16 protein-coding genes and 1 tRNA gene are annotated in these 20,002 nt (G+C 45.5%); 11 read left to right on the top strand and 6 right to left on the bottom strand.

All coding sequences use genetic code 11. The annotated features are described in order from the left end of the window. Positions 1–166: 166 nt before the first annotated feature. Positions 167–1,123: an NAD-dependent epimerase/dehydratase family protein gene (locus HQ49_RS06870; protein WP_018965882.1), complete on the bottom strand. Its 957-nt coding sequence runs from the start codon at positions 1,121–1,123 to the stop codon at positions 167–169. 315 nt (positions 1,124–1,438) lie between these two features. On the opposite strand from HQ49_RS06870, the gene HQ49_RS06865 reads away from it, so the two are divergent. Together HQ49_RS06865 and HQ49_RS06860 are read left to right on the top strand one after the other, a co-directional pair. Beyond that, complete coding sequence (locus HQ49_RS06865; RefSeq protein ID WP_018965884.1) at positions 1,439–2,149, top strand: hemerythrin domain-containing protein; 711 nt, start codon at positions 1,439–1,441, stop codon at positions 2,147–2,149. Next, positions 2,146–2,745 (top strand): response regulator transcription factor, encoded by a 600-nt coding sequence (locus HQ49_RS06860; protein WP_039419155.1) that lies wholly within the window; start codon positions 2,146–2,148, stop codon positions 2,743–2,745. The genes HQ49_RS06865 and HQ49_RS06860 overlap by 4 nt, the downstream gene beginning before the upstream one ends. A 17-nt stretch (positions 2,746–2,762) precedes the next feature. On the opposite strand, the gene HQ49_RS06855 is transcribed toward HQ49_RS06860, so the two are convergent. The 4 genes from HQ49_RS06855 to HQ49_RS06840 form a co-directional block, all read right to left on the bottom strand. Further along, positions 2,763–3,449, bottom strand: a complete 687-nt coding sequence (locus tag HQ49_RS06855) for an RluA family pseudouridine synthase (RefSeq protein ID WP_039419153.1) — start codon at positions 3,447–3,449, stop codon at positions 2,763–2,765. A gap of 43 nt (positions 3,450–3,492) precedes the next feature. Then, positions 3,493–4,239 (bottom strand): 3-oxoacyl-[acyl-carrier-protein] reductase, encoded by a 747-nt coding sequence (gene fabG, locus HQ49_RS06850; RefSeq protein WP_039419151.1) that lies wholly within the window; start codon positions 4,237–4,239, stop codon positions 3,493–3,495. 83 nt (positions 4,240–4,322) lie between these two features. Next, complete coding sequence (locus tag HQ49_RS06845) at positions 4,323–4,958, bottom strand: TetR/AcrR family transcriptional regulator (RefSeq protein ID WP_018965888.1); 636 nt, start codon at positions 4,956–4,958, stop codon at positions 4,323–4,325. Between the two features lie 218 nt (positions 4,959–5,176). Further along, a tRNA-Gln gene (locus HQ49_RS06840) sits at positions 5,177–5,247 on the bottom strand. Positions 5,248–5,527: 280 nt separating this feature from the next. On the opposite strand from HQ49_RS06840, the gene lepA reads away from it, so the two are divergent. The 7 genes from lepA to HQ49_RS06805 all read left to right on the top strand — a co-directional run bounded on the left by lepA (position 5,528) and on the right by HQ49_RS06805 (position 17,193). Next, entirely contained in the window at positions 5,528–7,315 is a 1,788-nt protein-coding gene (gene lepA, locus HQ49_RS06835; protein ID WP_039419150.1) for a translation elongation factor 4, read from the top strand. Positions 7,316–7,348: 33 nt separating this feature from the next. Further along, complete coding sequence (gene dnaB / locus HQ49_RS06830) at positions 7,349–8,935, top strand: replicative DNA helicase (protein WP_018965890.1); 1,587 nt, start codon at positions 7,349–7,351, stop codon at positions 8,933–8,935. A 1,072-nt stretch (positions 8,936–10,007) separates the two neighbouring features. After that, on the top strand, positions 10,008–11,888 hold the full coding sequence (locus HQ49_RS06825; RefSeq protein ID WP_039419148.1) for a DUF349 domain-containing protein: 1,881 nt from the start codon (positions 10,008–10,010) through the stop codon (positions 11,886–11,888). Between the two features lie 620 nt (positions 11,889–12,508). Continuing rightward, positions 12,509–14,428, top strand: a complete 1,920-nt coding sequence (gene dnaK / locus HQ49_RS06820) for a molecular chaperone DnaK (protein WP_026292344.1) — start codon at positions 12,509–12,511, stop codon at positions 14,426–14,428. 210 nt (positions 14,429–14,638) lie between these two features. Continuing rightward, a complete protein-coding gene (locus HQ49_RS06815) occupies positions 14,639–15,193 on the top strand; it encodes a helix-turn-helix domain-containing protein (protein ID WP_039419147.1) in 555 nt (184 codons plus the stop codon). A gap of 12 nt (positions 15,194–15,205) precedes the next feature. Further along, positions 15,206–16,468: a site-specific integrase gene (locus tag HQ49_RS06810; RefSeq protein WP_039419145.1), complete on the top strand. Its 1,263-nt coding sequence runs from the start codon at positions 15,206–15,208 to the stop codon at positions 16,466–16,468. A 20-nt stretch (positions 16,469–16,488) separates the two neighbouring features. Then, a complete protein-coding gene (locus tag HQ49_RS06805) occupies positions 16,489–17,193 on the top strand; it encodes a hypothetical protein (RefSeq protein ID WP_039419143.1) in 705 nt (234 codons plus the stop codon). 159 nt (positions 17,194–17,352) lie between these two features. Here HQ49_RS06805 and HQ49_RS06800 read toward each other — a convergent pair whose 3' ends face one another. Continuing rightward, the gene (locus HQ49_RS06800; RefSeq protein WP_039419142.1) at positions 17,353–17,979 is read right to left on the bottom strand and encodes a hypothetical protein; all 627 of its coding nucleotides are present in this window, start codon (positions 17,977–17,979) and stop codon (positions 17,353–17,355) included. A gap of 288 nt (positions 17,980–18,267) precedes the next feature. On the opposite strand from HQ49_RS06800, the gene HQ49_RS06790 reads away from it, so the two are divergent. Next, positions 18,268–18,624: a helix-turn-helix domain-containing protein gene (locus tag HQ49_RS06790; protein ID WP_023940120.1), complete on the top strand. Its 357-nt coding sequence runs from the start codon at positions 18,268–18,270 to the stop codon at positions 18,622–18,624. 13 nt (positions 18,625–18,637) lie between these two features. Beyond that, positions 18,638–19,843 (top strand): VapE domain-containing protein, encoded by a 1,206-nt coding sequence (locus HQ49_RS06785; RefSeq protein ID WP_394331902.1) that lies wholly within the window; start codon positions 18,638–18,640, stop codon positions 19,841–19,843. Positions 19,844–20,002: the final 159 nt, after the last annotated feature.

The raw sequence follows: 20,002 nt of genomic DNA, 5'->3' as shown, positions 1-20,002 counted from the left end.
ATTATTTCACTTATGACATTGAACTTCTCTGCAAAACTATACTTCATAAATAAATTACACCCAAAAAGTTTTATGTCTAACTTTTTGGGTGCACTTCATACAGAGATCCGCATGTGGGGCAATTATAGGTATTTTGCCAATCGGTATCGGCAGCTAAAAAGACTTTTTACTTGCCGTAGCGAGCTTTCAGTATCTGGATCATATCAGCAGACATGGAGTCGAGATCGTACTCCGGCTTCCAATCCCATTCGCTACGAGCACAAGAATCATCCAATGAGTTTGGCCATGACTCGGCAATACCTTGACGGAGAGGATCGACTTCGTAATTCATAACGAAATCAGGTACCAACTTCTTCACGGCTGCCGCTATCTGCGAGGGTTCGAAACTCATGGCAGTGATATTGAACGAATTGCGATGTACCAGACGGGCAGGATCAGCTTCCATCAGCTCCACGCATGCGCGAAGAGCATCGGGCATATACATCATATCCATATAAGTACCTTCTTTAATGGGACAGGTGAAGCATCCTTCTTTGACAGCTGCATAATAAATATCCACGGCATAGTCTGTCGTTCCGCCACCGGGGAGGGTGACGTTGGAGATCAAACCGGGGAAACGAACCGAACGTGTATCTACACCGAAACGCTTGTGGTAGTAGTCGCTCAAAAGCTCGCCACTGACCTTCGTTACTCCGTACATGGTCTTGGGACGCTGAATAGTATCCTGGGGGGTCTTGTCCTTAGGAGTATCATTGCCGAAAGCACCGATAGAGCTGGGTGTAAACACTGCACAATTCTTTTCACGAGCTACTTCCAGTGTATTGAAAAGTCCTCCCAGACCAATATGCCATGCTAACTGAGGTTTGGCTTCTGCTACGGCACTGAGAAGGGCTGCCAAATTGTAAATCGTATCTACTTTATACTTATCCACCACTTCTGCTATTTGTTTGGCATTGGTGATGTCTACTATTTCGGCAGGACCGCTTTCGAGTAGTTCGCCCTTAGGCTCTGCACCGGGGATATAACCCGCTACAACGTTTCCCTGAGGATAACGCTTTCTCAACTCCATAGTCAGCTCCGATCCGATCTGGCCGGTAGAGCCGATAATCAGGATGTTCTTCATTCTACTACCTCCGTATTGCTTTAAGTTAGTTGGGTTCATTAAAATTCGCTGCAAAAGTATGGATTATTCTCATAAATATGCGACTAAAAAGCAGCACAAAATCGATGAAGACGAAAAGAAAGACAAAGACCTCTCTATAGGAGTCTGACGAAATAGATGCCATCCCGTCTTGAAGAGGTTTGAGCCGAACCGGTATAAGAAAAGAGAACGATCAAGTGCGAAATCATTTGATTTCAGGCAGATACCTATATGTGGGGATTGTCGATTAGGTGGAATAACTATACTTTTGTTCGAAACAAAACAATATTTTTTCGTATGACAACGCATCACATAAAGAAATCATATTCACCCAATACAAAGCTAAGTGACTTAATATGCGAGAATTACGACTTGCTGCTGGTCATTACGCGCTTTGGTATTTCACTTGGTTTCGGAGAAAAGAGCATACGAGAAGTCTGTGAGGACAATAAGGTAAACACCAATACCCTCATGGCTGTCATCAACGCACTTATCAACCGTCCCGAGCACCCTTCCGAGGCAATCTTGTCGGATCTGTCAGCTCCCTCCCTGATCAACTATCTGCGCAAGTCGCACAATTATTTTCTCGAATTCCGTCTGCCTTCGCTCCGTCAAGATCTTTTAGCCGCACTGTCCAACTGCCCATCCGAGGTGGTGTTCGTCATTCGTCAATTCTATGATGAATACGTGGAGGAAGTACGCAAGCACATGAGCTACGAAGAGAAAACAGTTTTCCCCTATGTGGAAAAGCTTTTAGCCGGAAAGTTGGACGAACGTTCGCACTACAGGATCGATATATTCAGCAAACGCCACGATCAGATAGAGCTGAAAATTTCCGAACTTAAGAACCTGCTGATCAAATACTACCCGACATCAAGCGGCTACGAACTCAACAGCGTACTGCACGACATATTCTCTTCGGAAGACGATCTGTCTGCACACAACTTTGTCGAAGACCACCTTTTCGTGCCTTTGATTCGTAAAATAGAAAAGGAAAGCGGATTATGAACATCATCACACTCAAGGTAGCGATCGTAGAACCGCTACCTATGATTCGTGCAGGGCTGGAAGCTCTACTAAAGAAAATCACCGGCTACAAGATACAATTCATAGATGCGCCGGCCGATAATGGTTGGGTAGATGTAATCTCCTTTTATTGTCCCGATATCGTTTTCATGAATCCACTCGTATCGGGACTGACCCGAAACGAATCAGACAAGGCATGTCCACAGTCGCGCTATGTGGGTTTGCTCACTACGCCGATCGACAGCAATATGCTACACAACTATGACGATACACTGTCCGTCCACGCCACAGTAGAGGAATTAAGACAGCTATTGGAAAGACTTTATCAAAAGACCTTGGAACCCGAAGAGAGCGGAGAAGAACAACAGACGCTCACCAATCGGGAGAAAGAGATCGTCGTAGGCGTGGTGAAAGGTATGACCAACAAAGAGATTGCGGAAGAGCTTTTCTTATCTACACATACCGTTATAACCCACCGACGCAACATAGCAAAGAAACTACAGATCCACAGCCCCAGTGGTTTGACGATCTACGCCATCATGAACAAACTCGTCAATCTCGACGAGATTACTCACTAAGCGAATAGATTTTCTATTCACTGATCGCCTGCTTTAGAAGTAAGCAAAGACCAAAGTTTATCATTGGGTGGAAGAGGAGCAGTGAGATCGATGAGGACACCGCTGACGGGATGAGTGAAACGAATTCGATGGGCCAGCAGACTGATTCCTCCATCCGGATTACTGCGCCCAAATCCGTATTTCAAATCACCTTTAATAGGACAACCTATAGCTGCGAGCTGGCAACGAATCTGATGATGCCGGCCTGTATGCAACTCTATTTCCAAAAGATGGTAGTTGTCGGACGAAGCTAATAAGCGGTAAGAAAGAGATGCTTTCTTGCTGTTCGGCACTTCACGTACCGAAGCAAAACTTTTGTTCAGCCTTTCGTTTCGGCTGATATAATGGAGCAGTGTGTCCGCGTCCTTGGGAGGTCTTTGCTTGACTATGGCACGATATACCTTTTGTACATCCCCGTCTCGAAACATATTATTGAGCCGAGCCAAAGCCTTACTCGTTTTGGCGAAAACGACCAGCCCTGCTACGGGACGATCCAAACGATGGGCTACACCGAGGAAGACATTGCCCGGCTTGGCATACTTCTCTTTGATCCACTGCTTGACCGTTTCGGACAGAGGGCTGTCGCCGGTCTTATCGCCTTGAACAATCTCTCCGACAGCCTTATTGACTATGATCAGATGATTGTCTTCGTAAACGATTTCCATAACGACAGCCCTATGAACCGAACAGGTTGATTCTGATCCTATATTACATATTCATACCACCGCAAACGTGGACTACCTGTCCCGTCACATACGAAGAGAGATCACTGCCAAGGAAAGTAGCCACGTTAGCCACATCTTCAGGCGTACCGCCACGACGCAGAGGTATCTGTGCAGCCCATTGCTTCTTCACTTCTTCGCTAAGCACGGCGGTCATATCGGTAATGATAAAACCCGGTGCAATTGCATTGGCACGCACGCCGCGTGAGCCCAGTTCTTTGGCAACACTCTTGGCCAAACCGATCATACCAGCTTTGGAGGCTGAGTAGTTGGATTGTCCTGCATTGCCCGATACACCTACCACAGAAGCCATATTGATGATACTGCCGGTACGCTGTCCCATCATGATGGGAGTCACGGCATGAATCATGTTGAACGCTGACTTCAGATTAACATTGATCACGGCATCCCATTGTTGCTCGGTCATACGCATCATAAGGCCATCGCGAGTGATACCGGCATTGTTCACCAAAATATCGATCCGGCCGAAGTCAGCCTTGATCTGTTCCACCACTGTATGCGCGGCATCGAAGTCAGCCGCATTGGAAGCGTATGCCGCAGCACGTACTCCCAGCCGTTTGAGTTCTTCTACGAAAGCTTGTACGCCCTCATCGATATTCAGATCCGTAATGGCCACATCGGCACCTTCCGTTGCATACTTATAAGCTATGGCACGGCCGATACCGCGTCCGGCTCCCGTAATGAGAGCTACCTTGTTCTCCAATAATTTCATACTTTGATTTTTATTTGTCGTGGACAGATACTGACCGATACGATCTGTATGTCCGCGAAGTTGATTTATTGATCGTTAAATTCTTAAATACTTTCTCTGCCAGTCTCTTCTTCACCGGTGTTTACTGCCGGAGATAGACAGATACCGTGGAAGATCAGATGCTCCACATTCTCACTGATTCGCTCGAATGCGATCGTTCCGGCATGCCTAAGATGTCCGCTGATATAGGGCACTTCCAGCCCCTTGATTGAATGGAGCAAGATCTTGGCGGTAATATGGGTATCGGGTATAGAAAAAGCATTGAGCCGAACTCCTTCGTCCAAAATGGAACAGATCAGATGTTCTTCCTTGAGGTCGAACTCCTTACGGGCAGTCTCCACCTTCCATATATCTCGGAAAAAATCGGCACGAAGCGTACCATTACGCACGACGATCTCTTTGATTGCTTCCAAATGAGTATAGATGAAGTGCATCAGCTTCTTAGCCGGCGGCATAGACACGATTGCAGCCGTCTCCAAGGAGCTGTAAAGTTCGTCCAGCTCTTTATGGACAACTGCAAAATAGATATCTTTTTTGCTTTTGAAGTAGGTATATAGCGTGCGTCGTCCCTTGTTTGCCGCATCGGCGATATCGTTCATCGTGGTCTTTTCCACGCCGATTTTGGCAAAGAGCTGACGTGCTACATCGATCATCAGTTCTCTTGTTTTCGCCACACTCATTAAGTATTTTCGATTACCCTAAAATTCTAACGGTATCTTGTTTCGGAAACAAATATAAGGTTTTTGGTGTTGATTTTGCACGTTTGTTTCAGAATTGAGCAAAAAGAACAGCCGCTTTTGTGCATATAAGAGTTTGACGATATTGTCCGAGAAGAGTTTGCTCCAAGCAAATAAAAAAGCTGTCTCCTTTGAAAGGGGACAGCTTATCAATATTCTTGTTGTCTCACAAGGATTCGAACCTTGACAAACAGGACCAGAATCTGTTGTGCTACCATTACACCATGAGACAGTGGCGAAGCATTATCGCTTCCGGTGCTGCAAATGTACACCTTTTTGTGAAACGAACAATAAAAGACAACATTTAAATCTTAATTGGCATCTCCGTATCTTCCTCCATCGTATCCGACTTTGCAAAGATGGGTTGGAAATCTCGATTTTAGGTTCGTAAACTGGAAACACGGTCGAGATATTTTGGTCACTTTTTCTGTCTGTTTTTGTATTTTTGCGAGCGTAAAGACCGAAAAAAGGTCATACATCAGCATCAAAGAGTTCCATTTCAACAAACATCGATGAAGAATATCCGCAACTTCTGCATTATTGCACATATCGACCACGGCAAGAGTACCTTGGCCGATCGGTTGCTCGAATATACCAACACCGTCTCCGGCAAAGACCTGCAAGATCAGGTCTTGGACAATATGGACTTGGAACGAGAGAGAGGTATAACGATCAAGAGCCATGCCATTCAGATGGACTATCAGTTAGATGGAGAAAAGTATGTGCTCAACCTGATCGATACTCCGGGGCACGTGGACTTTTCCTACGAAGTCTCTCGCTCCATCGCCGCTTGCGAAGGGGCATTGCTTATCGTCGATGCTGCCCAAGGGATACAGGCACAGACCATATCCAATCTCTATATGGCGATCGAAAACGACCTGACCATCATCCCCATTGTGAACAAAGTGGATCTACCCAGTGCCATGCCCGAAGAGGTGGAAGACCAGATCATCGAGCTTTTGGGCTGTGATCGTTCGGAGGTTATCCGTGCCAGTGGTAAGACCGGTCAGGGAGTAGATCAGATCCTTCGCGCTATCGTCGAACAAGTACCGGCCCCTGCCGGAGATCCCGATGCTCCACTCCAATGCCTCATCTTTGACTCGGTCTTCAATCCGTTCCGTGGTATCATTGCCTATTTTAAGGTGGTGAATGGCAGTATTCGCAAAGGAGATCATGTCAAGTTTATTGCCACCGAGAAAGAATACGATGCCGATGAAGTAGGAGTACTCAGGCTCGATATGGAGCCGCGCTCGGAGGTCAAGACCGGCGATGTAGGCTATATCATCAGCGGTATCAAAACAAGCCGCGAGGTCAAGGTAGGCGATACGATCACCCATGTGGCGAAGCCTGCCAAAGAGGCCATAGCAGGATTCGAAGAGGTAAAACCCATGGTTTTCGCTGGTGTATATCCTATCGAAGCCGAAGACTTCGAGAACCTGCGCGCTTCTTTGGAAAAGCTTCAGCTCAACGATGCATCGCTGACGTTCCAGCCCGAAAGCTCCGTGGCTCTCGGATTCGGATTTCGTTGTGGATTTCTCGGTTTGCTCCACATGGAGATCGTGCAGGAGCGATTGGATCGGGAGTTCAATATGAATGTGATCACGACAGTTCCCAACGTTTCTTACAAAGTCTATGACAAGAAAGGCGGCTGTAAGGAGGTCCACAACCCATCGGGACTGCCCGAACCCACGCTTATCGATCATATCGAAGAGCCTTTTATCAGAGCTTCGGTCATCACCAATACGGCCTATATCGGCCCTATCATGACACTTTGCTTGGGCAAAAGAGGGGTGTTGGTGAAGCAAGAATATATATCGGGCGATCGTGTAGAGATCTTCTACGACCTCCCATTGGGCGAAATCGTCATCGACTTCTACGACAAGCTCAAGAGTATCTCCAAAGGATATGCCTCGTTCGACTATCACCTGCATGACTTCAGAGAGAGCAAGCTGGTGAAACTCGATATTCTGCTCAATGGCGAACCCGTCGATGCCCTTTCGACACTCACACACGTGGACAACAGTGTCACATTCGGCCGGCGCATGTGCGAAAAGCTCAAAGAACTGATCCCGCGTCAGCAATTCGAAATAGCCATCCAAGCAGCTATCGGGGCCAAGATCATCGCTCGCGAAACGATCAAGCCCGTCCGCAAGGATGTGACGGCTAAGTGTTATGGTGGTGATATTTCCCGTAAGCGTAAACTACTCGAAAAGCAGAAAGAAGGAAAGAAACGCATGAAGCAGATAGGTACGGTCGAAGTACCTCAGAAAGCTTTCCTCGCTGTCCTCAAACTGGACTGATCCGAAGCCTTTTCACAATCCAGTCCCATCACTATGGCCGCTACCAAGTCTCGCACCAAACATCCTGCTCCGGAGAGCATTACAGCTCCGTTGGAGGGACGTGTTCCGCCACAGGCTCCCGAATTGGAGGAGGCTGTTTTGGGAGCTATCCTGCTGGAAAAAGATGCCTATATGCAAGTAGGCGAAATGTTGCGCCCCAGGACTTTCTATCTCAAGGCCCATGAGCTGATTTACGAAGCCATTACCCAACTGGCACTCAATCAGAAGCCGGTGGATATGCTCACGGTGACGGAGCAGCTCAAGAAAAACGGCAATCTCGATGCCGTCGGCGGCCCCTCTTATATAGCCGGTCTGACGCTCAAAGTGGCAAGCTCGGCCAACTTGGAATACCATGCCAAGATATTGGCGCAGAAAGCTTTGAGCCGTGAGGTAATCGGCTTTTCCAGTGAAGTCCTGAAGAAGGCTTACGATGATACGGAGGACATAGAGGATCAGTTGCAGCAGGCCGAGGGACGATTGTTCGAGATCTCCCAGCACAACATGAAGCAGGACGTCCAGCCTATCGACCCGATTATCAAAGAGGCCTTGGGCGAAATCCAAATTGCAGCCAACCGTAAGGAAGGACTCAGCGGTCAGCCATCCGGTTTCCCCGCTATCGACAAGCTCACGGCCGGTTGGCAAGCTTCCGATCTGATCATCATTGCTGCCCGTCCTGCTATGGGAAAGACCGCATTCGTGCTTTCCATGGCGAAAAATATGGCTATCGACTATAATATACCCGTAGCCATATTCAATTTGGAAATGAGCAGTGTGCAGCTGGTCAAGCGTCTGATGTCCAATGTCTGTGAGATTCCGGGTGAGAAGTTGAAGACCGGCCGACTCGAATCACACGAATGGGTACAACTCGACACCAAACTGAAAGACTTCGAAAACAAACCTCTCTATATAGACGATACGCCCTCTCTTTCCGTCTTCGAACTGCGCACCAAATCGCGTCGTCTGGTGCGCGAGTACGGCGTGAAGGTGATCATCATCGACTATCTTCAGCTCATGAACGCCAGCGGAATGTCATTCGGCAATCGTGAACAGGAAGTCAGTACCATCTCACGCTCTCTCAAGGTTTTGGCCAAGGAGCTGAAGATACCCATCATCGCTCTCTCCCAGCTCAACCGAAGTGTGGAGACCCGTCAGGGCGACATCAACAGCAAACGTCCGCAGCTATCCGACTTGCGCGAGTCCGGAGCCATCGAACAGGATGCCGATATGGTATGCTTCATCCATCGCCCCGAATACTACAAGATCACGGAAGACCAGCAGGGCAACTCCCTTTTGGGCATAGGCGAATTTATCATCGCCAAGCATCGTAACGGGCCTGTGGATGATGTGCGTTTGCGCTTCCGCAGCGAGTTTGCCAAGTTCCTCCCTCTTGAGGCTGAAAGCATGGTCAAACGCCACTCCCGTATCGGAGGTTCTCCCGTGGAAATGGGTGTCGGCAACGGATCATTCGCCCCACCCCTACCTCCTCCGGAGGACAATCCTCTCCTTTCAGGCCCCTATTCCTCGGGCACATCCGAGGCCGATTTCCTCGCCGAAGCATCAGGAATCGACAACCCCTTCTGACATTATCAGGAAACGATATTGCACAATTACGAGCCAATACACATTGGCTCCAATACAACGTGCCCTCTCCTCTTAAAAACACGCGCCAAAAAAGTTTTCAACAACGAAGAGGAGTTTGGAATGATTCCAAATAAGCAGGTAAAAAGAAGTAGATATTGAAGTCGAAAAGTTGAGGACACGGACTTTTTCAAGTCGAAATATGACTTTTGGGAGAGAAGATAACGATCTATATACAAACCGTTTACGATAAATATATAGATCGTTTTCGATTTGTATATAAATCGTTTTCAATTTATATATAGATTGAAAGTCATTTCTATATAAATCGCAAGCCTAAAAAGGCCACTTCGAGAGGCTATAAAACAGAGGCACCCACATGATTCGAGCTGAATCATGTGGGTGCCTTATTCTTTTGAAGGGACTGTAAGAGACCTTATTGCTGCTTATGGATCATGGGGATTATACTATTCATCCGTATGCCAACATGGCATACATATAATATCGGCCGGCTCAATCGGCCGAAAAGATTAGGAGCATGAGGATATTCGAAGCACATATCTAACTATCATTTAATCGTTTATCTATATAATTTCATTCGGATGAAAGCCTCTCAGGACAGTGACATCCAACTCCTCATAGAGGGCTTCATCGCGGACAAATGTAAGGAAAAAGTTCAATCCCCTAAAAGGCATTAGAGCGAGTACAGGCCATCGGTGCCTGTAACATGTAAAAAGACTCATCGCAGTACACTTGACAGACTCGGGCTCTATCGATGCTCAGAGCGTGTAGAAGACTTTGAAGCCTACTGATCATCGGGTCGACCCAAACGAAGCCATCCTGACGCTGAGGGATCGATAGACCGATTTACCAGAGTGTTGCTCTTACTTCTGGAATGAGCACTTTGGGGCAAACACTCTCCAAATTATGGTCTGTCAATATTTTTTCTTTAATTTGGTCTTTTGAAGACGGAATCGTTATCTGATAATTACCTTCCGTTGTATTGGAAAAGCGCCGAATTGTATCTCTCCGGACAGGAGGTTTTCGGTGGATGTGAACATTAAAGCAGTAACGTATGGAAAACCCTACGCACCCTCTCACGGATTCAATGGCACAGCCCGAATCCGAAGAATTGAAACCTACGACAACAGACCGGTTGCCGGAGGTTCAAAGCCTGGAAGTGGCAGATCCGACTCCTTTGGAAAACGAATCCAAATCAGCCGAAGAAAGTAAAACAAGCGTAAACGCCCGTTTGGCGGACATGACCGAGCTTGAGCTACTTGATAGCTTGGCCACATTACTCCAAGGAGAAGAGCTACCTCGCCGACAGGAAGTAGAGGCCTACAAGAGTGCTTTCTATAAGAAGAAGCAGGCTCGTGCAGGAGAATTGGCCGACAGTACGACTTCGTCTATGGCCGAGCCGGACTTGAACGAGGAACGTCTGAAAGACTTGCTACAGCGCTTCCGCGAACTGAACCAATCGCGGATAGAGTCGATGCAAAAGGAGCGTGAGAGCAATTTGGCTCAGAAGGAGGCCCTCTTGCAACGGCTGAGAGATCTTCTCGGCAGCAACGAAGAGTTCGGCAAGATCAGCCCTGTTTTTCATGAGATTCGCAAGTCCTGGAAGGAGACCGGTCCCGTGCCGGAAGCAAATGCTACGGATATAACCAAAGAATACAATAGTCTGGTAGAACAGTTCTATGATCTGAAGCAGATCAACGATGAATTCCGCGCCTACGATTTCAAAAAGAATCTGGAGGCTAAGGAAGAATTGATCCATCAGGCCGAAGCCCTCACGGAGAATGCCGACGTCATCCACTCATTCAGAGTACTGCAAGAGCTGCACCATCAATGGCGCGAACTGGGGCCGGTAGCCCGCGAACTCCGCGAAGAGGTGTGGGCAAGATTCAAAGCTGCGTCTACCACGATCAATAAGAAGTATCAAGAACACTTCGAAAAGCAAAAGATACGCGAGCAGGAAAATCTGGCCGCGAAAACATTGCTTTGCGAAGAGATGGAGGCGATAGACACCTCCGGACTGAACTCGCTGGCCAAATGGGACGAACAGACAAAGGCCGTACTCGAGATTCAGGCCAAGTGGAAGACCATAGGCTATGCCCGCAGAAGCGACAACGAGAAGATCTACGAGCGTTTCCGTGCGGCATGCGATGATTATTTCAATAAAAAAACGGCTTTCTTCAAAGGCAAGCGCGAAGAGCTGACCAATAACTACAAGAAGAAACTGGCCATGGTGGAAGAGGCAGAAAGTCTCCAGGAGAGTTCCGACTGGAAAGAAACCTCTGCTCGCTTGACCGAACTCCAAAAAAATTGGAAAAGCATCGGAGCCGTTCCTCATCGGTATAGTGATGAGATCTGGAAGCGCTTTACAACTGCATGCGATGCATTCTTCAAACGCAAAAAAGCCGAACAGGGTGATATGCGCTCCGAAGAACGCGAAAACCTCAAGAGCAAGAAAGCGATCATAGCTGAGCTGGAGGCTTTGGATTCGGAAGAGGCCGGCGAAGGTATCATCGACAGACTCAATGCTCTGGCCGGACGCTGGAATGCCATAGGTTTTGTACCGTTCAGGGAAAAAGATGCTATCAATAAGACTTACAGAAAATTGATCGATGGCCTGTACGACAAGCTCAATATCGAACGCAGCAATCGTCGCCTCGAAGGGTACAATGCCTCCTTAGAACAACTGGAAGGCGGTGGCAAAGGTCAGCTCTACGATGAGCGTGATCGTATGACACGTATCCTCGATCGCATGCGCAACGAATTGCAGACCTATACGAACAATCTGGGTTTCCTCAGCATATCCAGTAAAAGTGGGAATAGCCTGATGCGAGAAATGGAGCGCAAGAAGGAAAAACTGGAAGAAGACATCCGTCTGATGATCGAGAAGATCAAGCTGATCGATAAGAAGATGGAAGAGCTGAACGCTAAAGAATAAGACTCTTCTCCCACTCCATCGGCCAAATACCCCCCCGAGGAGACGACAGCATTCAAGAATAGGAGTGAGCCACGAAGTTTGTAATCGGACTTTCGTGGCTCGCTTCTTTTTTATCGGCTTTCTTCATAGAAACAGGTGCAGGGAAGAAAAAATTTCTCGCGCCAGAACGAAAAAAGTGGAACCATTTTTTCACGTTTTAGGCTCCATTTTTTGTCCTAAACCGGTTCGTAAAAGCAGAGAACATAAATCCACCGGGATTCATCCCTATCCCTTGCATGGGGATACTTCGGGAAAGCTGTCGAATTGGCGTTTCTACGAGAGACTGAGTGTTCTTATCATATAAGATTGCCACACGACATTGAGGGAAGCTATATACCGAATTAGTTCCTATAGTAATTTATATAGTCAGAGCTGAAGCTACAGCAGGGCGTGGAGTCGCATTCGTCAGGTTTTCGAGTCACAGTGCGGCTTCATATTGTGACATTCTGTCACCTTTTGGCAGTATCAGGCGTACTTTGCTTTTTGGCACGCAAATTGTTCATGTTACAGCGTATCACCCTTTCGTCGTTACATAGACAACGAAAGAAAATCAGACAACAACAAAAAACGAATATAGAATTATGGGAAAAATCATTGGAATTGACTTAGGCACAACGAATTCATGTGTCTCTGTATTGGAAGGTAACGAACCTATCGTTATCGCGAACAGTGAGGGCAAGCGCACAACGCCCTCGGTGGTGGCTTTTGTGGATGGTGGCGAGCGTAAGGTAGGCGATCCGGCCAAGCGTCAGGCCATCACCAATCCGACCAAAACGATATACTCTATCAAGCGCTTCATGGGCGAAACCTACGATCAGGTTTCCAGAGAAGTGGACAGAGTGCCATTCAAGGTAGTACGTGGGGACAATAATACTCCACGCGTAGATATAGACAGTCGCCTCTATACGCCGCAGGAAATTTCGGCCATGATCCTTCAGAAGATGAAGAAGACGGCCGAAGACTATCTCGGTCAGGAAGTGACAGAAGCCGTGATCACTGTGCCTGCATACTTCAACGACGCTCAACGTCAGGCAACGAAAGAAGCTGGAGAGATCGCCGGACTGAAAGTTCGTCGTATTGTGAACGAGCCTACGGCAGCTTCTTTGGCTTACGGTTTGGACAAGTCCAATAAGGATATGAAGATCGCTGTCTTCGACTTAGGTGGCGGTACCTTCGATATCTCTATTTTGGAATTGGGCGACGGCGTTTTCGAAGTGAAATCGACCAACGGTGATACGCACCTCGGAGGAGACGACTTCGACCACGTGATCATCGACTGGTTGGCAGAAGAGTTCAAGTCCCAAGAGGGCGTGGATCTTCGTCAGGATCCTATGGCCATGCAGCGTCTGAAAGAAGCCGCCGAAAAAGCCAAGATAGAGCTGTCCAGCACTTCATCTACGGAGATCAACCTCCCCTATATCATGCCGGTGAATGGCATCCCCAAGCACTTGGTGATGACGCTTACAAGGGCTAAGTTCGAACAGTTGGCCGATCGTCTGATTCAGGCATGTGTGGCTCCCTGCGAAACGGCCCTGAGAGATGCCGGCATGTCGCGTGGCGATATCGACGAAGTCATCCTTGTAGGAGGTTCTACACGTATTCCTGCTATTCAGGAGATTGTGGAGAAGATCTTCGGTAAGGCTCCGTCCAAGGGTGTGAATCCCGACGAAGTGGTAGCTGTGGGTGCCGCTATTCAAGGTGGTGTTCTGACCGGTGAAGTAAAGGATGTCTTGCTGTTGGACGTTACACCGCTTTCGCTCGGTATCGAGACTATGGGTGGCGTGATGACTCGCTTGATCGATGCCAATACGACTATCCCGACGAAGAAGAGCGAAATCTTCACTACAGCAGTGGACAATCAGCCTTCGGTAGAGATTCATGTGCTTCAGGGTGAGCGCTCTTTGGCTAAGGACAATAAGAGCATCGGCCGTTTCAACTTGGACGGTATCGCTCCTGCACCCCGTCAGACACCGCAGATCGAAGTAACATTTGACATCGATGCCAATGGTATCCTCAACGTAACGGCTCATGACAAAGCTACTGGCAAGAAGCAGAATATCCGCATCGAAGCCTCCAGCGGTTTGTCCGACGATGAGATCAAGCGTATGAAGGAAGAAGCGCAGGCCAATGCCGAAGCCGATAAGAAGGAGAAAGAACGTATCGACAAGATCAATCAAGCTGACAGCATGATCTTCCAGACCGAAAAGCAGTTGAAGGAGTTGGGAGACAAATTCCCTGCCGATAAGAAAGCTCCGATCGATGCTGCTCTCGACAAGCTGAAAGAAGCGCATAAATCACAGGATGTAGCTGCTATTGATACGGCCATGGCCGAACTGCAAGCTGCTCTTTCCGCAGCAGGAGAAGAGCTTTATAAGAATGCCGGAGCTCAAGGCGGTGCACAACCCGGTCCGGACTTCGGTGGTGCTCAAGGTCCATCTGCCGGCGATCAGCCTTCTGACGACAAGAACGTCACAGATGTAGACTTCGAAGAAGTGAAGTAATTACGCTCATAAAAGAGCATCAAACAAATAGTAAATCGCAGTAAGTTAATCACTTACTGCGATTTTTATTTTTGATAGTTTCTCGTTTTTCCTCTTTTTATATCGATTTTAGTCGTATATTTGTACCATATTTGTGCCGCGACTTATTAGTGTATAAAGTGCGACTTAAATAAAAACATAATTTGATTATCAGATAGATACGAAAAGCGTATGCCAGCTGCAAAATTTCAGATTGAGCGAAAGTGCGAATGGTGTGGGGAGACCTTTCTTGCCAAGACAATCACATCGAGATATTGTTCTATACAATGCTCAAGGTCTGCGTATTCACAAAAGAAGCGAGAGGAAAAGTTGGAAGAGCTACGACGAGAGAGGGCTGCAAAGGTTCCCAAGGATCAACCCTACCTCTCTATCTCCGATGCTATTGCTCTATACGACGTTTGCAGAGATACGCTATACCGACTTGTTAGAAGTAAGGCTCTCCGAAGTTATAACTTGGGAAAAAGGATGACTCGCATCTGTAAAGAGGATTTAGAACGCAACTTCAATCTGAGGCCTATTGATGAGCAAAAGCCGAGAACAAGAAGTGAAGCTAAGCTTTACAACCTTGAGCCCGAGTATTGTTACACGATTGGTGAAATAACAGCCAAGTTTGGGATTACGGAAGGCACGGTATATAAGCATATTAGGAAATTTTCCATCCCCATAAGGCAGATTGGTAATTATGTCTATGCCCCAAAGTCAGAGATAGACCAACTGTACAAATAACCTTAGATACACATGAGAAAGGAATTACACAACACGAAAGTAACTGTGCGACTTCGCAAGAGTGCATATAGAAATGAGTGGTATCTCTACATTGAGAGTTATCCTGTCTATACTGCGGGTAACCCCGAGCCACAACGTGTCCGTGAGTATCTCAACCGCATAGTAACTACGGTAGTCTGGGATAAAACTCGGACTGCACGGACAACATCTTCGAGCAAATCGTACAAACCCAAGCGAGATTTGAATGGAGTGATACAGTGCAAAAGCGAGGTCGATCAAGAAGCTTGTATCTATGCCGATGAGGTGCGAAAGCTCCGTCAAAAAGAATACGATAATGCTGATTTGTACAGCGATGCAGATACGGCACAGGCGGAGCAAAAGGAACGTTTACAACAAAATTTCATTGCTTATTTTCGAGAGGCGATGTATAAACGACACAAAAACAGCTCCACTTCTATTCTTGTCAATTGGAAGAGAGCTCTGGATTTTCTTAAAATGTATGCGGGAGAAAATTTGCCGTTTTTCAAAATCGACAATGCTTTTGCCGAAGAGTACAAACGTTTCCTTTTGACAGCTCCTCGTGGAGGGAATAAATGTGGTACTATTTCTCACAATACGGCATCCACTTATTTTTCTATTTTCAAGGCAGCTCTTAAACAGGCATTTATAGATGGTTACCTAACCGTTGATATACCCGCCAAAATAAAAGGTATTCAGGAACAGGAGTCTCGCCGTGAATACCTTACCGTAGAGGAGTTAAATACGCTTGCTTCAACCCCTTGTGATCGTGAGGTGATGAAACGGGCAGCTCTTTTCTCTGCTCTGACAGGATTACGCCACTGTGATATTCAGAAACTAAAGTGGAAAGAGATTAACATGGATGGAGAACAGCCGAGATTGCATTTTACTCAAAAGAAGACCAAGGGAGTGGAGTATATGCCTATTTCGGAACAAGCCTTACAACTATGTGGAGAACGAAGATTGCCAGAACAATTGGTTTTTGAAGACCTGCCTAATCCGTCATGGATTTCTAAACCCCTAAAGCGTTGGATAGAGGCTGCAGGCATCAAAAAGTCCATAAGCTTTCATTGCTTCCGCCACTCCTACGCGACTCTGCAGCTTGCCAGCGGTACAGATATTTATACCGTAAGTAAGATGCTGGGACACACGAATGTGAAGACAACGCAAATCTATGCAAAGGTGGTCGATGAAAAGAAAAACAAGGCGGCTCAAGCCATAAAATTGGATACGATAGAGACAAAGAGTCAGGAATAACCTCACAAAAATGAATAAAGATGCAGTCTAAGTACTTTGAATATATAATTGTTTATTTATCCGTCTTGCTGGCGTGTGCCTTAATTGGTATAATTGTGAGATTTGTTTTTGTCTCGGCTGGAGTTGATGAATTTACTGCAACTGTAATTTTCTGGATTGTTACAGGTGTAGGTATCATTCTCTATTCAGCCCTGATGCTTCTGATTGACGGCTTGTTCACAGCTATTGTGAAGAAGTTTTTCCCTCACAAGCATTCTCCATCATCACTTCAAAAAAAGAAAGAAGTTGAGCAGGATTTGGCCCCAAAGAGTATAGAGCCCGAATTCATTCAGGAGATACGAGTTAACCAACAGCGTAAACAAAGCAATAAATCAAAAGAGAAGTTGGAGATAGCCATCTCTTATACACAGCAAGAATTTGCCCCTTATGTCTCTGATGACGATTTGATACGACTTTGTCAATACATCACAGCTTATTCAGAAGGAAACATCTTACAAAACCCTCAACCTGTCAGGGTAGCAAAGCTTGCTTCTTTAGACCTGTATCATTTCGGCTGGAATATTTGGAAACATTTCAGTATCGGCAAACAAGACGAGGTTGCTCTTTTCCTCAAACTTGTTTTTGCCGAAGCACTAAAAGACGTTGAACCCGACACCATCAAAAGCCACCTCAAAGACGATGAACAAAAAGGGCTAATCAAGATTCAGAAAAATCTATCGATCTAGATAGGGTTTGAGAGACTACTTTTTTAGAATAACTCCTTGTACTTATGTAAATATCAGACTTGAAATGTTTTGAAATTAAGAGATTTGAATTGCATAAGACTCCTAATTTTGGAGATAAAACGTTGCAAATCTAACTAAAAAACATGTTATAGCTCGTTTTTATATAATTGACAAGATTCCAAATATAACTGTGAGTATTACACCAATCACAGCTAAAGGAATGGACCACTTATTTAAACGCTCTATTTTCTTCTGTTGCTCGTATCTAGTTATAATTACACTACTTAGCTCATGAATTTTCCTGTTGACGGCTTCTTTATCTCCGAGTCGATTATAACTACTTATGTCATTAATAATATTTCTCTCATTATCAGGCAAATCCGTGTATGGATTTGTCTTTTCATTTTCTTTTATGAACTCTGTGATTGTGTTTTTAATGGCATTTGTTTCATCTGTACTAAAATCTCCTATTTCTTTACTTATAAGCATCGCCAAAATTTGTCTGAGCCATTTATTTAATCCCTGTTTATTCTCTAAATCTGCTGTGCTTAGATTTGTTATCCCTGAATAGATATTTATTAGGTCTTCGTAACATTCAATAGTGTTCTCAGAGAGTCCTCTTATAAAAGTCTCCACAAATGATTTCTTTTGAAGCTTGCGTCTTCTTCTAGTTCTTCTTAAAGTAAAAACAACAGCATAGACATAAGTTGTTGTTATTAAAGAAATTGTTATACCATAAACAATATCCTTTTCTATAAGGGCGTTTAAAATATCTTGATGTTCCATGCTCAATTCTTTCTACTTAAATTGCTTGTGTTCCATTTTTCTTATGAAGTTTATTCCATATTCTATGGGGCGTTCTTCGGCCTACCCCAATTTATAAATATCTACCTCTGCAAAGGTACAAAAATAGTCCTTAATTTATATTTTTTAGAAAAACACTTTGCAATTCCCATGAAAAATATAACTAAAACGTAGCAATCACAGTGTTTTTGTAGTGTTTTCTCCGTGTTTTGAATCACAGGGAAAACACTTTATTCATTTGTACCATGTTAAACTCAAAATAGTATAAACATGGACAACAACGAAATTTCTTTTGAGAATCTACCTAAGGCGGTAGCTCACTTAGTGAACGAAGTAGCTGAGATCAAAGCCTTGGTCGAGAAAGGGCAAGATGCAGTTATTTCTCCAAAACGTATTCCTATCGGGATAGATGAAGCGTGTAAAATCATCGGGAAGGCCAAACCTACAATTTATACGCTTGTGCGTAAGCGTTTGCTTCCTTGCTATAAGAACGGAAAGCAACTCTACTTCTTCGAGGACGAGTTGCTCGAATGGATAGCCAATGGTCGTAGAAAAACTGTGCGAGAACTTGCCGAAGACTCGAAGCTCTTTATCTCTGAAAAGAAGGCCAAGCTCTCTCATTTCTAATATCTATTCAATGATGAAAGAAGAAATGGATGAACGACCAGAAGGGAAGCAATCCAAGAATGAACGGATAGAGTCCTTTCTAAGGGAACACTATGAATTTCGATTCAATACCGTAAAAAGTCGCACGGAGTTTCGACGCTCGAATAAAGATGAACCTTTCTACCCACTCGGTAAATTCGACATCAACTCCATGCGACGGCTATTGGATTCTTCAGAAGGTATCAGTACCTCGGCAGAGAATATACGAGCGATATTGGAAAGTGATTTCTGCCCGCGTATCAATCCTGTACAGGAGTATTTCCAAAAACTATCGATTTGGAACGATGGAGAGGACTCGGAGATTATTCACTTGGCTTCGTGCGTAACGGTTCGGAATCCTGATAAGTGGCAAACTTATCTGACCAAATGGCTTATTGCAGTGGTGGCGAATGCGATGGATGATTTGTTCTGTCGCAATCACACCTGTTTGGTTTTGACTGGAGAGCAGGGTAAGTTCAAGACAACTTTCTTAGACTTGCTTTGTCCTGTGGAGCTAAAAGCATATTTGTTTACAGGTACTATTGACCCTCAAAACAAGGATACGCAGACCCTTATAGCCGAATACCTGTTTATCAATATCGACGACCAACTCAAAGCCCTCAACAAAAGAGACGAAAATGAGTTGAAGAATCTCATCACTACTCCACGGGTTAAGTATCGCAGACCATACGATACGTACATTGAAGAGTATCCTCACTTAGCCAGTTTTATGGCTTCGGTAAACGGTAATGACTTCCTTACAGATCCGACGGGTAGCCGCCGATTTCTTCCTTTTGAGGTAGAAGCTATTGACATAGAAGCTGCTAAACAGGTTGATATCAATAAGGTTTATTCGGAGGCTTGGTGGTATTGTAAAAGTGGGTATCGGTACTGGTTTGATGATGCTGAGATTGCAGAGTTGCACCGAGAGAGCGAAGGCTTTCATGTGCAGACAGTCGAATACGAAATGTTACTCAAAGGCTTTGAGAAACCAAGTCCTACGGAAGAATCTTATATGACCACTTCGGAAGTTCTGAATTATTTGCGTGGATACACTACGCTGAACCTCTCTGAAAAACGAATGGGAGAAGCTCTGCGCAAAGCAGGATTTGAACGAAAGTCTCGACGGATAGGAGGTAACCCTATGTATGTTTATCATATCAGGAAAGTCTTCCCGAATCCGTTCGTGAGTCCTTTTTGACTTATTGATGAATTACAGTTACTACTTACTACAAGAGAGGATAATCCAGTGAAAGAAAAAAGATTGAGCGTGTAGTATGGTTTTATAATCTGTCTTACAACAGAATTACTACTCGCACCAATGATACTACTACGAGAAAACAGGTTACGACTCTTTTTC

Source organism: Porphyromonas gulae (assembly GCF_000765945.1).
GTDB lineage: Bacteria > Bacteroidota > Bacteroidia > Bacteroidales > Porphyromonadaceae > Porphyromonas > Porphyromonas gulae.
The sequence above is the reverse complement of the archived record's forward strand: the minus strand, read 5'-3'. Positions and strand labels throughout refer to the sequence as shown.

Bases quoted from the DNA above. Each gene is read 5' to 3' on its own strand.
- HQ49_RS06870 (WP_018965882.1), bottom strand. From the start codon at position 1,123: ATGAAGAACATCCTGATTATCGGCTCTACCGGCCAGATCGGATCGGAG.
- HQ49_RS06865 (WP_018965884.1), top strand. From the start codon at position 1,439: ATGACAACGCATCACATAAAGAAATCATATTCACCCAATACAAAGCTA.
- HQ49_RS06860 (WP_039419155.1), top strand. From the start codon at position 2,146: ATGAACATCATCACACTCAAGGTAGCGATCGTAGAACCGCTACCTATG.
- HQ49_RS06855 (WP_039419153.1), bottom strand. From the start codon at position 3,449: ATGGAAATCGTTTACGAAGACAATCATCTGATCATAGTCAATAAGGCT.
- fabG (WP_039419151.1), bottom strand. From the start codon at position 4,239: ATGAAATTATTGGAGAACAAGGTAGCTCTCATTACGGGAGCCGGACGC.
- HQ49_RS06845 (WP_018965888.1), bottom strand. From the start codon at position 4,958: ATGAGTGTGGCGAAAACAAGAGAACTGATGATCGATGTAGCACGTCAG.
- lepA (WP_039419150.1), top strand. From the start codon at position 5,528: ATGAAGAATATCCGCAACTTCTGCATTATTGCACATATCGACCACGGC.
- dnaB (WP_018965890.1), top strand. From the start codon at position 7,349: ATGGCCGCTACCAAGTCTCGCACCAAACATCCTGCTCCGGAGAGCATT.
- HQ49_RS06825 (WP_039419148.1), top strand. From the start codon at position 10,008: ATGGAAAACCCTACGCACCCTCTCACGGATTCAATGGCACAGCCCGAA.
- dnaK (WP_026292344.1), top strand. From the start codon at position 12,509: ATGGGAAAAATCATTGGAATTGACTTAGGCACAACGAATTCATGTGTC.
- HQ49_RS06815 (WP_039419147.1), top strand. From the start codon at position 14,639: ATGCCAGCTGCAAAATTTCAGATTGAGCGAAAGTGCGAATGGTGTGGG.
- HQ49_RS06810 (WP_039419145.1), top strand. From the start codon at position 15,206: ATGAGAAAGGAATTACACAACACGAAAGTAACTGTGCGACTTCGCAAG.
- HQ49_RS06805 (WP_039419143.1), top strand. From the start codon at position 16,489: ATGCAGTCTAAGTACTTTGAATATATAATTGTTTATTTATCCGTCTTG.
- HQ49_RS06800 (WP_039419142.1), bottom strand. From the start codon at position 17,979: ATGGAACATCAAGATATTTTAAACGCCCTTATAGAAAAGGATATTGTT.
- HQ49_RS06790 (WP_023940120.1), top strand. From the start codon at position 18,268: ATGGACAACAACGAAATTTCTTTTGAGAATCTACCTAAGGCGGTAGCT.
- HQ49_RS06785 (WP_394331902.1), top strand. From the start codon at position 18,638: ATGAAAGAAGAAATGGATGAACGACCAGAAGGGAAGCAATCCAAGAAT.